Origin of the sequence: Nocardia pseudobrasiliensis NBRC 108224, from assembly GCF_001613105.1 — a bacterium.
Lineage (GTDB): Bacteria > Actinomycetota > Actinomycetes > Mycobacteriales > Mycobacteriaceae > Nocardia > Nocardia pseudobrasiliensis.
The window spans coordinates 232,228-247,060 of the sequence record NZ_BDBS01000004.1; the positions used below are offsets into that span (position 1 = coordinate 232,228).

The window sequence follows — 14,833 nt, forward strand, 5'->3', positions numbered from 1 at the left end:
CAAGCTATAGCAAACACTTAGCAATACATCGTTGACACGCGCGCGAAAACCCAACCAGACCTTCACAAGTAATGGGCGCGACCCGCCACCAGGCGACCCAATGCCCGGACCGAGCCCGCGTTGTTGATCTCGAACCGGGCCGCCCCGTAGCGCGCGGCCGATTAGGCTCGCAGGAAGAGGGGCCGATAGTGGTCCATCTCAACGAATTTCGTGCCTTTCACCGATGCGGGAGGAGTCGATGTGACCACCGAGACGAGTGCCGGAATCCCCGAACTCACTCATGTCCTGGAGGGCGAGCTGGAGCGCTTCGCGGTACCGGGCATGGCTGTGGGAGTCGTTCGGGATGGGCACGTGGTCCTGGCTCGGGGGTTCGGACTTAGTGATGTCGGTGACGGACTGCTGGAATGGGATCGACCGGTCCGGGAGTACTTGCCGCGCTTGCGATTACACGACCCAATCGCCACCGAGCTGATTACTGCCCGCGACCTGCGCTGTCACCGTTCCGGGCTGCCTCGCCACGACTTCGCCTGGTACGCCAACCCTGAGCTGAGCCGCCGCGAGATGGTCGAACAGCGGCTGCGCCATCTGGAACCGAACCGGACCTTCCGCGAGGTCTGGCAATACAACAACCTCATGTAAGGGAATCCGACAGCGACTGCTCATGCCACCAGGACGCGCGCCGCACCGCGGACTGGAGTCGCGGCTACCGCGAACGCGACGGCATTCGCGAAGAGATGCCGCCCAAGGACTTTCCCGTATGCGGCCCGGCGGGCAGCATCTACTCCTCCGTCTCCGACCTCGCGCGCTGGGTACAGGCCAACCTGAACGACGGTGCAAAGGAGGCGACCCAACGCCAGCGCGCGGCCTCCGCCGCGACTCCCCACGCTCATCCCGAGGCCGCGTATCTGGGCGAATACCACCATCCCGGCTATGGAACGCTGCGCGTCACCGCCGGCGCGGACGGGCTCACGGCTCGCCTGGGAGTCCTGGATTTGGGTATGCGACACCGCCACTTCGAGACCTGGGATCTCGATCTGACAGCGGTGGAGACCGCGCTCACCCTCACCTTCACCACCGATGCCGAGGGCGAGGTGAGTTCGCTGGCCGTACCGTTCGAACCGTCGGTCTCCCCCATCGTCTTTCGCCGCCTGCCCCAGCAGGGACTATCCGCCCCTGAGCGCCTCGCAACGTTCACCGGCGACTACCTGATGGGTCAACTACGGCCACGGGTGCGGCTCGACCACAACCACCTCACCCTCGACGTGGCGAGCGGTCAGGCCGTAGTGCTCGAGCCCACCGGTGAGCGCACCTTCACAGTGCGCCGCCAGCCCGGCGTTCGAATCCAGTTCGTCGTCGACGATTCCCGTGTGACGGAGATGGAGATCCATCCCGGGGGTGGCGTCTACGTCCGGCAGGAGTCCGACACCTGACCTGCGGTCCCCGGCTCCGCGTCAGATCTTTTGCCTCGATGAAACAAATGATGTGAGTGTGGATGTGGCGATCGGTGACGGTCACCGCCCTGGCGGTGGGCAAATGGGCCGCCGCTCTTGATTTTTCGGGACGGCAAGTAATCCTCCGCCGCTCACCGCGCTGTGACCAGTGCCAGGTCTCCGTCGTAGCGGCGGTAGAGCAGCTGGCCGCGGCCGCTGTGGGGATCGCTGTGGAACAAGAACGGCAGACCTTGACGGCACAGCAGAGCGGCCGCTTGGCTTGCGGTCATTACCGGACACGCACCGGGATCGACGGTGAGCGGAGTATCGAATCGGTCGGCGGCGCTTCGGTCGGCGCGCTGGCGCGCCAGACGCGCACCCGATGGCCCGGCCCAGTAGACGATCGCGTCCGTCCCGGTGGTGATATCGGTGAACAGGAACGCCGAGAAGTCCATCGCGTCCAGCAGGCCGATCGCGTCACTCGGAGTGCAGGTCGGTAGGCGAAAACTCTTGCGGCGGACGATCTCCGTATGCCTGCTGGCGTAGGCCAGCGCGGGACGTCCCGGCTCCGGCCACCAGGGTGCGGCCGGACCGATGATCACCCGGTGGATCTGCCGATCGAGCCGCCCGGCGGCCAAGGTCAGGGCGAAACCGCTCGGCCCGTCGGTTTGCGTCCGGACCGCACGACCGTGGACTCGCAGATTCACCTGTACGACCGCCGACCCCGAAGGACCGCCCGCGCACGACAATCGCACCGCCACCGGTTCGCGCAGGCGGTGCCGCCGCACTACCGCGCCGACAACACGACCGGCCCGTTCCGTTTCGACCCCCGGCGCAACGCCGAGCACCGTCACCGTGATCGGCGACGCCTGCACTTCGGTCCACATACTGGTCATCGCGCAATACCTCGGGAGACTAGGTCCGGTCGTTTGCCGGGGGCGCATCAATATCATCAGGCAATCTCTCCGCAATAAAGAGTCCAAAGCCCTCTGTAATCCTGACGCGCCGACACCGTTTGCCGCTGGCTGCCATTCCGCTGTTCGGACCGTCCGGTCAGGATTCGCTCGACAGAGCCAGCACCTGCCCAGCAGTCGCCCCGCCGTCGAGCACGAACTCCGACCCCGTCGAGAACGTCGCCTCCATCGCGATGAATCGAACCATCGCCGCGACCTCCTCCGGCTCGCCGAAGCGCGGCATCGGCTGGGTCGCCGCCACCGAATCGGTCATGCCCGCGGTCATCGGGGTGTGAATCGGGCCCGGGTGCACCGAGCAGACGCGGATGTTGTCGTTGCCCAATTCCAGTGCGGCCGTTTTGGTGAGACCGCGCAGGCCCCATTTGCTGGCGACATAGGCGCCCAGCCCGGCATAACCGGTGAGCCCCGCTGTCGAGGAGATGTTGACGATCACCCCACCGCCGGCGACCCGCATCCGCGAGGCGACGTGATGCATACCGAGCCACGGCCCGTAGAGGTTCACATCCAGCACATGGCGGAACATCATCGGCGTCTCGGTCTCCACACTGCCGAAGTCCAGAATCCCCGCGTTGTTCACCAGGATCCGCGGCGACCCGAAGACCGCCTCCGCGTCGGATATCACCGCGAGCCAGTTCTTTTCGTCGGTCACATCCAGATGCCGGAAGGTCACATTCGAACCCAACGCCTCGGCCAGGGCGGAGCCGTCCCGGTCGAGCAGGTCGGCGATCACGACCCCGATCTGCTCCTTCGCCAATACCGCCGCTACCGCGGCGCCGATCCCGCGCGCACCGCCGGTGACGATCGCGCAACCGCGACTCGAATCGCTCATCGTCTCAGCCCTTCTCCGGATGCACGACCATGACCGGGCAATGAGCGTGCTGCACCAGCGAATTCGACGTCGACCCGAGCAGCAATCCCGTGAAACCGCCGCGCCCGCGGCTGCCGACCACCACCAATTGCGCATCGGCCGACAGCGTGTCCAGCACCGACGCCGGACCGGACGGATACACCTTGCGCGTCACCGGCACCTGCGGATACTTGGCCTGCCAGCCCGCCAATCGCTCGGCGAGGACCGCCTGTTCGGCGACCTCGATATCCGGCACGGGGAACAGCAGGTACGGATCCCCGGCGAACATGCCGAAACTGAAATCGTTCCAGACATGCACCGCCACCAGATCGGTGTCACGCTCGGCGGCCTCCTCGAATGCCGCCCCGAGCGCGGCCTCACTCACCGCACTACCATCCACACCGACGACCACCGGACCCCGATCACGCACGGTGTCAACGGCTTCGGGATCCGCGCGCACCACCACAACGGGCCCGGAGGCGTGGCTGGTGACCGAGAGCAGGATCGAGCCCACATGCCCGAGGAACCCACTGGTTCCCCGCGCGCCCAGCACGGTGAGATACGCGGTGGCACTGTGGCGTTTCAGCAGTACCGACGGCGCTTCCGGCGACATCTCGGTCTCGACCCGCAGCTGCGGCCGCGCCTCGCGCACCCGCTGCGCGCATCGGGCCACCAGCGCCGCGCCCTGGGCGCGCAGCCGATCCTCCACCGGCGGCACCCAGACGTCGTAGCGCCCGTACACCTGCCGCATCCCTTCCAGATCCAGACCGTGCACGATCCGCAGTTCTCGCCCGCGCCGCGCGGCCAGCCCGGCCGCCCAGTCCAAAGCCTTGTCCGAGGCTTCCGAGCCGTCGACGCCGACCACCACGGCCGCCGAGGCCAGATGCCGGACGTCGGTCTGCTGCTGAGGCATCACGAACCCTTTCGCTAGTCCGCGACCGACGTATTCGCCGACCGTGGATTCACCGTAGAAGCGCGGGTCCCGCCGCCGATGCGGCCGAAAGTCCCTGTCGCCAAGGTCTTTCGAGCCCGGCTACCGCGCCACGATGACCGGGCATTCGGCCAGATGCAGCAGGGCGGTACTGGTCGAGCCCAGCACCATGCTCGCGAAACCGCCCCGGCCGCGGCTGCCCACCACGACCAGCTGCGCCCGCTCGGAGCGTTCCAGTAGCGACCGAACCGGCTTGTCGCACAATACGACCCGCTCCACCGGGACCTCCGGATACCGTTCACTCCAGCCCGCCAGGCTCTCCGCCAGCAACGCCGCCTCACCCTCGCGAATACCCTCCCAGCCGACCACAGGCAGGTCGTAACCGCTGGTGTCACTCCAGGTGTGCAGCGCCACCACGCCGACCTTGCGCCGCGACGCCTCGTCGAAGGCGACCTCGACGGCGTGCGCGCTGTTGATCGTGCCGTCCACGCCCACCAGCACCGGCAGACGCGACCACTCGGGTCCGGTCGCGGCGTCCCCGTGCACCACCGCCACCGGACAGTGCGCATGCCTGCTGATCGCGGTACTGACCGAACCGAGCACCGCCCGGCTGATCGCACCGCGCCCCTGATTGCCCACCACGACCATCCGCACCTGCCTCGACCGTTCGATCAGGGTGGGAATGATCAAATCGAACGTGAGCTCGGTCGTAATGTTCGCGGCGACCTCAGGAGCCGCGTGCCGCGCTATGGACTCCGCTTCGGCCAGCACCCGCTCCCCGTCCTGGCGCAACCATTGCCGTTCGCTGGCGGCCACCACCGCGTCCAAGCCCTCACCGGGTGCGACGCCGAACGAGGTCAGAATATGCAGCGCACACCCTTGTAGCGACGCCTCCACCGCCGCCCACCGCGCCGCTTGCAGCGCGATCCGCGACCCGTCGACCGCGACCAGAATCGGCTTCGAAACCTCGGACATGGCATGCCTCCTGTCGTCGAACCATCTCCTGCGAGCGTGCCCGCCGAAGGCACGGACCCACGAGGGCCGAAGGTCGTCGCACAGCGGTGTCCAGGGACCTCAGCCGACCGGAATCCGGATCGACTCGCCCGGTGCCAGCCGGACCCGGCGTCCACGGCAGTCGATCTCGATATGTGGCGCCACAACCGGATCGGATCCGATCTCGAGGTAGTCCGCGTCGATCCGGACGGTCAGGCGGTGGCCGCGATACACCATCGGAAAGCTCAGCGCCGACAGTGCCCGCGGCCAGCGTGGGTTGAAGATGAGGCGGCTCGCCCGGATCTCGAGGCCGGTGAAACAGCGCTGCAACAGATCGACGCTGCCCGCCATGGCCGCCAGGTGAATCCCCTCGGCGGTGGTACCGCCCTGGATGTCGGCGATATCGGATTCCAGGACCGTGCCGAAGAACTCCAGCGCACGATGGCGATTCGCGCGGGCGAGCACCCACGAGTGCACCACCGCGCTGAGGGTCGAGCCGTGGGTCGTGCGGGCCAGGTAGTAGTCTATCGTGCGGGGAATCATCTCGCCGGGCAGATCATAGCCCATGCGCCCCAACAACTCTCGCAGCTCGTCAGCCGACAGCAGATAGAACAGCATCAGCACGTCGGCCTGTTTGGCGACCCGGTACCGGTTGACGTCGTCACCCTCGGCCTCGAGGATCCGATCCAGGCGGGCGATATCGCCGTACCGACCGGTGTAGTCGTCCCAATCCAGTTCCGCCAGTTCGCGATACCCGGCGAACTGACTGATCACCCCATCGTGGAACGGCACCGCCAACCGATCGGCCACCTCCGCCCAGTGCGCGGACTCCCCCGGGGCCACCCCCAGCGTCTCCATCAACTCACCTCGCACGCGCGGCGCCACCGAGTCCAGCGCCTCACGCGCGCGCCGAATCACCCACGCCGCCATGACATTGGTGTAGGCATTGTCGTCGATTCCATCGTCCGGCCGGTCCGGATATCCGGAGTGGAATTCATCGGGCCCGATCACCCCGCGCAGATGATAGCGATCGTCGGCCGCATCGTAGACAGCGCTGCTCGCCCAGAACCGCGCGATCTCCACCAGCAGTTCCGCGCCCGTGCCGGCAAGGAAGTCCACATCCCCGGTCACCTGGTAGTACTGCCACACGGTATAGGCAACCGCGATCCCGGCATGATGCGCCCGTCGGCTCGCATCCGCACGCCAATGACCCGACCGCGGATTCAGATGCAGCTGCTGGCTCTCCTCCCGACCGTCGCTTCCGGACTGCCAGGGGAAAAGCGCTCCGGCACAACCGATCTCGCGCGCCAGCCGACGCGCCTCGGGCAACCGTCGGTGCCGATACTCCAGCAGCGATCGGCTGATCGTCGGGATCCGCAGATTCAGCACGGGCAGCACGAACAACTCGTCCCAGAACACATGCCCGCGGTAGGCCTCCCCGTGCAGCCCGCGGGCAGGGACACCGGCATCGAGGTCGACGGTGTGTGGCGACAGCGTCTGCACCAGGTGCAGCATATGCAGCCGCACAGTCCTGGCCGCCTCCGCCGTACCGTCGAAATGGATACGCAACCGCGCCCACAGGTGCTCCCACGCGTTCGAATGCGCGCGCAACAGCGCGTCGAAATCGCCGAGATCGCCGAACTCACGGACCGCCTGCACCTCCGGGGCCGACACCGCGCGATCCCTGCCGGTGAACACGGTGGCGACCTTCTCCAGAACTACGGTGTCCCCCGGGCGCACAGCGATGTCGAACTCGTCGCCGATCCCGTCGGATTCGTCGACGAGACGCGTTGTCGCATCGACATATTCATCATTGTGCCTAATTACCGTGCGGGTTGCGGTCGCGATCAGGATGTGGGATCGGCTGGTTCGCACGAGTGCCAGCACCGTTCCCGGTGACGGTCGCGCGGTCGACAGTGTGGTCAGATGGCGGTCGGACAGTTCCCGGTAGCGCTCCACCAGGCTGTTGCGCACGCCGGTGTCGATCATGGTCCGAACGGTCAGCAGCCCCGCCCAATTCTCCGGTGTCACAGTCGTTTCCAGCGCGCATACATGCGGCGCGTGCATGGCGGCGAACCGTCGCTGACACACCACCGTGATGCGCCCCTCGTCGTCGCGGTAGCGAAGTCGGCGGGTGAGCACGGCCCGGCGCAGATCGAATTCCTTTCGGTAGGAAAGCATTTCCGCCTCATCGACACAGAACCAATCGCTCCCGTCGATACGCCACGACACCGGCAGCCAGTTCGGCGCGTTGACCATGCTCTCGTTCTCCACCGTGCGCCCGGACACCTCATCGGACAGTCGGTTGAACACCCCGGCAAGGTAGGTCCCCGGATAGTGCCGTTCCCCGGCCCGCGCCTCTGGCGCCGCGCCCCGGGTCGCCAGATACCCGTTGCCGACCGTGCACAGCGCCTCACGCAACTTCTCCGCCGCCGGATCGTAGCCGTCGTAGGTCAGCAGCCAGGACTCCGAGGCGCTCGCGGTCGACGCACCGGACAACAGCTCGCCGACCCGATCCAGGAATTCCCGGACCCGCGCCGGGCCGTCGACGGCGAAATGGGCGGCGCTGCGGCGATCACCGTTCTCACTGTGGCGCACCACGATCGAGACGCCCTCGGCGCCCATCGCGTCGAAGGCGTCCTCGTCGGTGAGATCGTCGCCCAGATAGATCGGCAACGCGGGCCCATCGAGCCGCTCCAGGATCCAGCGCAGCGCGTGGCCTTTGTCCCAGTCCAGATCCGGGCGCAGCTCGGTCACCTTGCGCCCGCCGGTCACCCGCAACCCGGTCTGCCGCCCGACCTCGTGCACGGCGGCCACCACCGCCCCGACCTGCCCGGCGGCCACGTTGCGATGATGCACCGCGACGGTGAATCGCTTGTGCTCCACCACGACTCCGACGATCTCGCGCAATCGGGCCGTCAGTTCGGCCGCCGCCTCGGCGATCACGGGTTCGGCCGCGATACCGGCCTCGTGGACGTGGTGGGTACCGTCCGGAGCGAGCAGCTCGAATCCGTGGCTGCCCGCATACCAGATTCCCCTCGCGCCCACCCGCTCCCGCAGATCGTCGAGGTTCCGACCACTGATCACCGCCACCGGGCACAGCCGCGCCAACCGACCCAGCGTGTCTCCCACGTGTTCCACCGGCCGCGCCGCATTCGGATCGGTGACGATCTCGGCCAGGGTGCCGTCGAAATCCGCCAGCACCGCGACCTTTTCACCATCGAGCACATCGACCACCCGCGGCCAATAGGTGAACACGTCCGGCAACTCCGACATCCGCCGGAAGCCGTCGCGCAGCCCGACCTCGGCCAGATCGGTGACCACCACATCGGCGCCACCCGCGGCCAGCCGATCGGCATGCCCCACCCGGTCCACCCCGATCACCAAACCGAAACCACCCCGACGTCCGGCCGCGACCCCGGCCTCGGCGTCCTCGACCACCACCGTGCGTTCGGCATCGGCGCCGAGTCGGCGCGCGGCCTCGAGCAACATCGCCGGATCGGGTTTGCCCGCCAGCCCGAGACTTTCGGCCACCAGCCCGTCGACCCGCACGGTGAACAGGTCACCGATCCCGGCCGCCGCGAGCACCTGCGCGCAATTGCGGCTCGCGGAGAAGATCGCCGTCCCGACGCCCGCCGCGCGCAACTGTCGCACCAGCGCGACCGTCGAAGCGAACGCGGGCACACCGTCGCGCCCGATGCGCTCCAGGAACAACCGATCCTTCCGATTGCCGAGCCCGCACACCGTGACCGCCTCCGGCGGATCCGACGGCGCACCCCACGGCAGCGAAATATCGCGGGAGGCAAGGAAATCGGCCACACCGCCGGTGCGCGGCTTCCCGTCCACGAAACGCTCGTAATCGGTTTCGGTGAACGGCGGCGCATCCCCGAGGAACTCGTCGAACATCTGCTTCCACGCGGCCTCGTGGATGCGCGCGCTGTCGGTCACCACGCCGTCCATATCGAAAATCACCGCGTCGTAACGCCGCGGATCGAGGCACACGCCGGTTTCATCGCCCTGCACCACATCAGCCTGCGCCCACCGCGATCGCGCCGGAAAGGGTCGCAGGTCCCACGCCGCTACCGAAGGCACCCGGGACCGATGACCAAGGACTCTCCGCCCCGAGCCCGCGAGTTCCTACCGTGGGATTCATGAACGCCGTGCCTACCGGTGAAATCGTCGAAAACGCCGTCCTGCTGGCGAGCCGCGCCCCGTCGCTGCACAACAGCCAACCGTGGCGGTGGGTCTTCGACGGCACGTCATTACGCCTGTTCGCGGTCCCCGGGCGGGTGCTCACGGCCGCGGACCCCTCGGGGCGGCAGCGGTTGCTCAGCTGCGGGATCATGCTCGACCATCTGCGCGCGGCGATGACCGCCGCGGGCTGGCGCAGCCTGACCACGCGCTTCCCCGATCCGAATCACCTCGACCATCTGGCGACGCTTCGATTCACCCCGGCCCACATCGTGACCGACGCCGACCGCGACCGCGCCGCCGCCATCGCGACGCGTCGCACCGACCGGCTGCCGTTCGCCGCGCCGACCGGCTGGGAGCGGTTCGAGCCGGTCCTGCGCGCACTGATCGATCCGGCCGATGCCACGGTCGATGTCCTCGGTGACGACAGCCGCCCGCGCCTGGCCGATGCCTCCGAACTCACCGCCGCCCTCCGCCGCTACAATTCGGACTATCAGGCCGAATTGCAGTGGTGGGCAGGACATATCGTCGCCGACTCCGGCATCCCCCGCTCCGCTCTGGTCGCCACGGAGGAGCAGGCGCGGGTCGCCATCGGGCGCACGTTCCCGGTCGTTGCCGCGGAATCCCGCCGGATCGGAGTCGTCGACCACTCTCGCATCCTGGTGCTGTCCACCGATACCGACGACCACGACAACGTCCTGCGCTGCGGCGAGGCGATTTCGACGTCCCTGCTCGGCTGCACCGTCGCGGGCTACGCCACCTGCACCCTCACCCACCTCACCGAACTACCGGACGCCCGCACGATCGTCGCCGAGTTGACCGGCCGAAAAGCCTTGCCGCAGGCATTGATCAGGGTCGGTACCGCACCGGAATCCACCGAGTCCCCGACCCCACGACGTCCACTCGCCGACATCTTGGCCGTCGACAACGCGCCCACGGCCTGAGCGATCGGGCCCACCGATGCCAGTCGATGAAGCGGTCACGCCACTGACCGTCTCGACCGCGAGCGGTCGAACGGAAGACGCGGTTCTCCATGCCCTGGCAACCACGGCGAGAGGTCTCAGCACCGCGGAAGGGGATCGGCGCTTGCGGGCGATCGGACCCAATGCGGTTCGCACCCACCGAGCCCGACTCCTGCCGGTCCTCCTGCGCCAGCTGCGCTCACCGCTGCTGCTGTTGCTCGCGGTGACCGCGAGCGTCTCGTTCTTTCTGGCCGAACGTTCCGACGCGGTCGTCATCGCAACCATCCTGCTCGTCTCGGTCGGCCTCGGCACCGTCAACGAATATCGGGCCGAGCGCGCCGCCGAGGCCATGCACGAGCGAATCCACCACACCGTCACCGTGATTCGCGACGGACGCCGCCGGTCACTGGATCTGGTCCGGCTGGTGCCCGGCGATATCGTCGAACTACGTCCGGGCGAACTCGTGCCCGCCGATATCCGACTACTGTCGGGCAACGGGCTGCACTGCGATGAATCCGTGCTGACCGGAGAATCCGAACCGGTGGAGAAGTCCTGCGTCGACGGCTGCGCTCTGATGGGCACCGTGGTCAGTGCGGGCCACGCCCGCGGCGTCGTCATCGCCACCGGCGGCGCGACCGCGTTCGGCAGGATCGCACTCGGGCTCGGACAGCGCCAGCCCGATACCGAATTCCAGATCGGGCTGCGCAAATTCTCGATGCTGCTGGTCTATGTCGCCGCCACGCTCACCGCGGGCATCTTCGTGGTCAATGTGGTTGCGCACCGACCGATTCTGGACGCGTTGCTGTTTTCCCTGGCGATCGCGGTCGGGATCTCCCCGCAGCTGCTGCCCGCGGTGGTCTCCACCAGTCTCGCCGCCGGATCCCGGCGGCTGGCCCGGCGCAAGGTGCTGGTGAAGCGGATGGTGTGCATCGAGGACCTCGGCGATATCGAGGTGCTGTTCACCGACAAGACCGGCACTCTCACCGACGGGCGCATCGAATTCATGCGCGCACTCGATCCGGACGGTACCTCGGATGACACGGTGCTGGTGCTCGGCATGGCCGCCACCGACATTGCCGTGCAGGATGGGCAGTTGACCGGCGGCGATCGGCTCGACACCGCGCTCTGGGAATCGACAGCGGCGTTACCCGCCGCGGCACAGTCGTTTTCGCGAATAGCCACACTTCCCTTCGACCACAACCGCCGTATGGTCTCGGTCCTGGTCGACCAACCCGGCGGCGACCGCATCGTCATCGCCAAAGGCGCGCCCGAGGCGGTGCTCGCTCGCTGTGCGGAGGTGACGCCGACCGCGGCGGCCACGCTCGAGGCCGAATTCGCCGCGGGCCACCGGGTCGTCGCCGTCGCGACCCGCCCGGCGCCGAGCCTGCGCACACTCGACACCGACGACGAATCCGGTCTCACCCTGCGCGGCATCCTCGTATTCCTCGACCCGCCCAAAGCGACCGCGCGCCGAGCGCTTCGGCGGCTGCATGATCTCGGTATCACGGTCAAGGTCGTCACCGGCGACAACCCGGTCGTGGCCGACCACGTCTGCACCGAACTCGGACTACCGCCCGGAAACACGCTGACCGGATCCGACATCGACCGGCTCGATGACCGCGCGCTGACCGAAACGCTCTCCACCACAAGGGCTTTCGCGCGCATCGATCCCGAGCAGAAGGCTCGCATCGTGCGCGCTCAGCGCCACACCGGACTCGATGTCGCCTTCCTCGGTGACGGCGTCAACGACGCCCTGGCACTGCACGCGGCCGACGTCGGCATCTCCGTGGACTCGGCCACCGATGTCGCCAAGGACGCCGCCGATGTGGTCCTGCTGGAAAAGGATCTCGGCGTCCTGGCCGACGGCGTGGTCGAGGGCAGGCGCATCTTCGCCAACACCATCAAATACGTCCTGATGGGGACCTCGAGCAACTTCGGCAATATGTTCAGCGCCGCGGGCGCTTCGGCCTTTCTCCCGTTCCTGCCGATGCTGCCCTCACAGATCCTGCTCAACAACCTGCTCTACGACGCCAGCCAACTCGCCATCCCCACCGACACCGTCGACGGCGAGCAACTGACCCGCCCGGCGCGCTGGGACATCGGCCTGATTCGCCGCTTCATGCTCGTCTTCGGCCCGATCAGTTCGGTCTTCGACTTCGCCACCTTCGCCGTGATGCTGTGGCTGTTCCACGCCGACGCGGTCCTGTTCCATACCGGCTGGTTCGTCGAATCACTGGCCACCCAAACGCTCGTGCTGTTCGTGATCCGCACCCGCCGCAGCCCGTTCTTCCGCAGCCGACCCAGCGTCGCCCTACTCGTCGCCACGCTCACCGCGGTCGGCGTCGGCGCGCTGCTCCCGGCCACACCGATGGCTCGCGATCTCGGCTTCCGGCCCCTGCCCGGTGGTTTCTTCCTCGCGCTGGCCGTCATGATCGCCCTCTATCTCGCTCTGGCCGAGCTCACCAAACACTGGTTCTTCCGCGCGCGCCCACCCGTTCCGGTCCGTCGCGTACGTACCCCGGCACATCGAATCCATCGCCGCGCGTTCCGTTTCAGCCGCTGAGAGGATGCTGAACCCATGACCTCGCTCGAGATGCCCTGGGCCGATCTGAAGGAAACCCATATCGGGTTGGTGCTGCTGTGCGGTGAGCGCGCCTACAAGATCAAGAAACCGGTGCTCACCGACTTCCTCGACTTCTCAACCCTCGAACGTCGTGAACGGGCCATCGCCCGCGAACTCGAACTCAACCGCCGACTGTCCCCGGACGTGTACCTGGGCGTGTCCCACCTCGACGATCCCGAGGGCGGCCCGAGCGAACCCGTGCTGGTGATGCGGCGCATGCCCGACAGCGCCCGGCTCACCCGCATGCTCGACGATCCCGAACGCGCGCGGGCCGCGCTGTCGTCACTGCTGGCCATGCTCGCCCGATTCCACGACGGTGCCGACCGCGGTCCCGAAGTGGATCACGCGGGCACCGTCGAGGCCCTGCGCGAGCGCTGGTCGCTGCTGTTCGACGGGCTCACCGATCCTCCGATCCCCGCCGAGAACATCAAACGCCTCACCACCCTGGTACACCGTTTCCTCGACGGCCGTAAACCCCTGCTGGACAGTCGAATCGCCGACGGACGCATCGTCGACGGCCACGGTGATCTGCATGCCGGAGACATCTTCGCCCTACCCGACGGCTTCCGCGTCCTGGACTGTCTGGACTTCGACGACGATCTGCGCCGCCTCGATCGCCTCGACGACATCGCCTTCCTCGCCATGGATCTGGAGTTCCTCGGACACCCGGACCCGGCCGCGCAGGTGATCGACGAATACTGCACGCGCACCGACGATTCCGCGCCGCCCGCACTGCGCCACCACTACATCGCCTACCGCGCCGTGGTGCGCGCCAAGGTCAATTGCATCCGCCACGGACAGGGGGAGGCCGAATCGGCCGACCACGCGATCCGCCACGCCGAGATCGCCTTGCGACATCTGGAGGCGGGGGCGGTGCGGCTGGCACTCGTCGGCGGGCTGCCCGGAACGGGAAAGTCCACCGTCGCCGCCGAACTCGCGGCCGCCACCGGGGCGGTCGTGATCTCCAGCGACCACGTCCGCGCCCGGCTCCGCGAGGGCGGCGAAATACCGGATGCCGCAGGCGAATACGGCCACGGAACCTACAGTCCACAGGCCAAAGCGGCGGTCTACACCGCAATGCTCGACCAGGCCCGCACCCATCTGGCCCACGGTCGTTCGGTCATCCTCGACGCCAGCTGGACCGACCCCGCACAGCGCCGCCGCGCGGCCGAACTCGCCACCGAAACCCACACCGAGCTGCTCGAATTCACGTGCCGGGCCCCGCAATCGGTGACCTCCGAACGCATCGCCGCCCGCACCGACAGCGAATCGGACGCCACACCCGCCATCGCCGCCGCCATGGCCGCCGATATCGCCCCGTGGCCGCGGGCCACCGTCCTCGACACCACCGAACCCCTGCCCGCCACCGTCGACCACGCACTGCGAGCCTGGTCCACAGCTCAACGGATATGATCGCGGCCCTCCTGATCGTTGCGCTCGGATCGAGCCGATGACAGGGTGCTTGCGTGGAAGCGCACGGATCATCTACCGGTTCGGCCGCCCGGTTGGATCGGCCTCTTCGTGGCGGTCGCGGCCGCGACCGCCGATCTGCGCGCCGCGATCGGGTTCTCCTCCTTCGGCGTGCTGCTGTACTACGCGATCGCCAACGCCTCCGCCTGGACACTCACCGCAGACGAGAACCGGCCACCCCCGCGCCATCCCAGCCCACGGACTGATCGGTTGCCTCACAATGGCATTCACGCTGCCCACATCCGCAGCGCTGTCCGGAGCCGCCGTAATCGCGTTCGGTGCGACGGTTCTCGCAGCGCGCCGCATGCTCGGGCGTCGAAGGGGCTGATTCCACGTACCGATTCCAGTCGCCGCCCCACCACGGGTGCTGCTGGTCGAAGACGATCGAACACTCGCCGAGATGGTGGCGGCA

Annotated in this window: 10 protein-coding genes; 5 read left to right on the top strand and 5 right to left on the bottom strand. The window is 67.6% G+C overall.

The window, feature by feature from the left end; translation table 11 throughout:
• Positions 1–240: 240 nt before the first annotated feature.
• Together NP4_RS05975 and NP4_RS05980 are read left to right on the top strand one after the other, a co-directional pair.
• Complete coding sequence (locus NP4_RS05975) at positions 241–639, top strand: serine hydrolase domain-containing protein (RefSeq protein WP_067993065.1); 399 nt, start codon at positions 241–243, stop codon at positions 637–639.
• A 95-nt stretch (positions 640–734) separates the two neighbouring features.
• The gene (locus NP4_RS05980; RefSeq protein ID WP_067993068.1) at positions 735–1,430 is read left to right on the top strand and encodes a DUF3471 domain-containing protein; all 696 of its coding nucleotides are present in this window, start codon (positions 735–737) and stop codon (positions 1,428–1,430) included.
• Positions 1,431–1,582: 152 nt separating this feature from the next.
• Here NP4_RS05980 and NP4_RS05985 read toward each other — a convergent pair whose 3' ends face one another.
• From NP4_RS05985 to otsB, 5 genes are all read right to left on the bottom strand, one after another.
• The gene (locus NP4_RS05985) at positions 1,583–2,326 is read right to left on the bottom strand and encodes a sigma 54 modulation/S30EA ribosomal C-terminal domain-containing protein (protein WP_067993070.1); all 744 of its coding nucleotides are present in this window, start codon (positions 2,324–2,326) and stop codon (positions 1,583–1,585) included.
• Between the two features lie 157 nt (positions 2,327–2,483).
• Positions 2,484–3,233, bottom strand: a complete 750-nt coding sequence (locus NP4_RS05990) for an SDR family oxidoreductase (protein ID WP_067993073.1) — start codon at positions 3,231–3,233, stop codon at positions 2,484–2,486.
• Between the two features lie 4 nt (positions 3,234–3,237).
• On the bottom strand, positions 3,238–4,164 hold the full coding sequence (locus NP4_RS05995; protein ID WP_067993076.1) for a universal stress protein: 927 nt from the start codon (positions 4,162–4,164) through the stop codon (positions 3,238–3,240).
• Positions 4,165–4,284: 120 nt separating this feature from the next.
• The gene (locus tag NP4_RS06000; RefSeq protein ID WP_067993079.1) at positions 4,285–5,157 is read right to left on the bottom strand and encodes a universal stress protein; all 873 of its coding nucleotides are present in this window, start codon (positions 5,155–5,157) and stop codon (positions 4,285–4,287) included.
• 99 nt (positions 5,158–5,256) lie between these two features.
• On the bottom strand, positions 5,257–9,198 hold the full coding sequence (gene otsB, locus NP4_RS06005; protein WP_082875629.1) for a trehalose-phosphatase: 3,942 nt from the start codon (positions 9,196–9,198) through the stop codon (positions 5,257–5,259).
• A 128-nt stretch (positions 9,199–9,326) separates the two neighbouring features.
• On the opposite strand from otsB, the gene NP4_RS06010 reads away from it, so the two are divergent.
• Genes NP4_RS06010 through NP4_RS06020 form a run of 3 tightly spaced genes read left to right on the top strand, consistent with a single transcriptional unit; the run spans position 9,327 to position 14,364 of the window.
• Positions 9,327–10,310 (top strand): Acg family FMN-binding oxidoreductase, encoded by a 984-nt coding sequence (locus NP4_RS06010; protein WP_067993081.1) that lies wholly within the window; start codon positions 9,327–9,329, stop codon positions 10,308–10,310.
• A 16-nt stretch (positions 10,311–10,326) separates the two neighbouring features.
• On the top strand, positions 10,327–12,891 hold the full coding sequence (gene mgtA, locus NP4_RS06015; RefSeq protein WP_067993085.1) for a magnesium-translocating P-type ATPase: 2,565 nt from the start codon (positions 10,327–10,329) through the stop codon (positions 12,889–12,891).
• Between the two features lie 15 nt (positions 12,892–12,906).
• Positions 12,907–14,364 carry a bifunctional aminoglycoside phosphotransferase/ATP-binding protein gene (locus NP4_RS06020; RefSeq protein WP_082875588.1) on the top strand — a complete coding sequence of 486 codons (1,458 nt, stop codon included), beginning with the start codon at positions 12,907–12,909 and terminating at the stop codon, positions 14,362–14,364.
• Positions 14,365–14,833 lie beyond the last annotated feature (469 nt).

What these genes read in the sequence shown, in the direction of transcription:
- NP4_RS05985 (WP_067993070.1), bottom strand. Translation starts at nt 2,326, where the DNA reads ATGACCAGTATGTGGACCGAAGTGCAGGCGTCGCCGATCACGGTGACG.
- NP4_RS06000 (WP_067993079.1), bottom strand. Translation starts at nt 5,157, where the DNA reads ATGTCCGAGGTTTCGAAGCCGATTCTGGTCGCGGTCGACGGGTCGCGG.
- mgtA (WP_067993085.1), top strand. Translation starts at nt 10,327, where the DNA reads ATGCCAGTCGATGAAGCGGTCACGCCACTGACCGTCTCGACCGCGAGC.
- NP4_RS06010 (WP_067993081.1), top strand. Translation starts at nt 9,327, where the DNA reads ATGAACGCCGTGCCTACCGGTGAAATCGTCGAAAACGCCGTCCTGCTG.
- NP4_RS05980 (WP_067993068.1), top strand. Translation starts at nt 735, where the DNA reads ATGCCGCCCAAGGACTTTCCCGTATGCGGCCCGGCGGGCAGCATCTAC.
- NP4_RS06020 (WP_082875588.1), top strand. Translation starts at nt 12,907, where the DNA reads ATGACCTCGCTCGAGATGCCCTGGGCCGATCTGAAGGAAACCCATATC.
- NP4_RS05990 (WP_067993073.1), bottom strand. Translation starts at nt 3,233, where the DNA reads ATGAGCGATTCGAGTCGCGGTTGCGCGATCGTCACCGGCGGTGCGCGC.
- NP4_RS05995 (WP_067993076.1), bottom strand. Translation starts at nt 4,164, where the DNA reads ATGCCTCAGCAGCAGACCGACGTCCGGCATCTGGCCTCGGCGGCCGTG.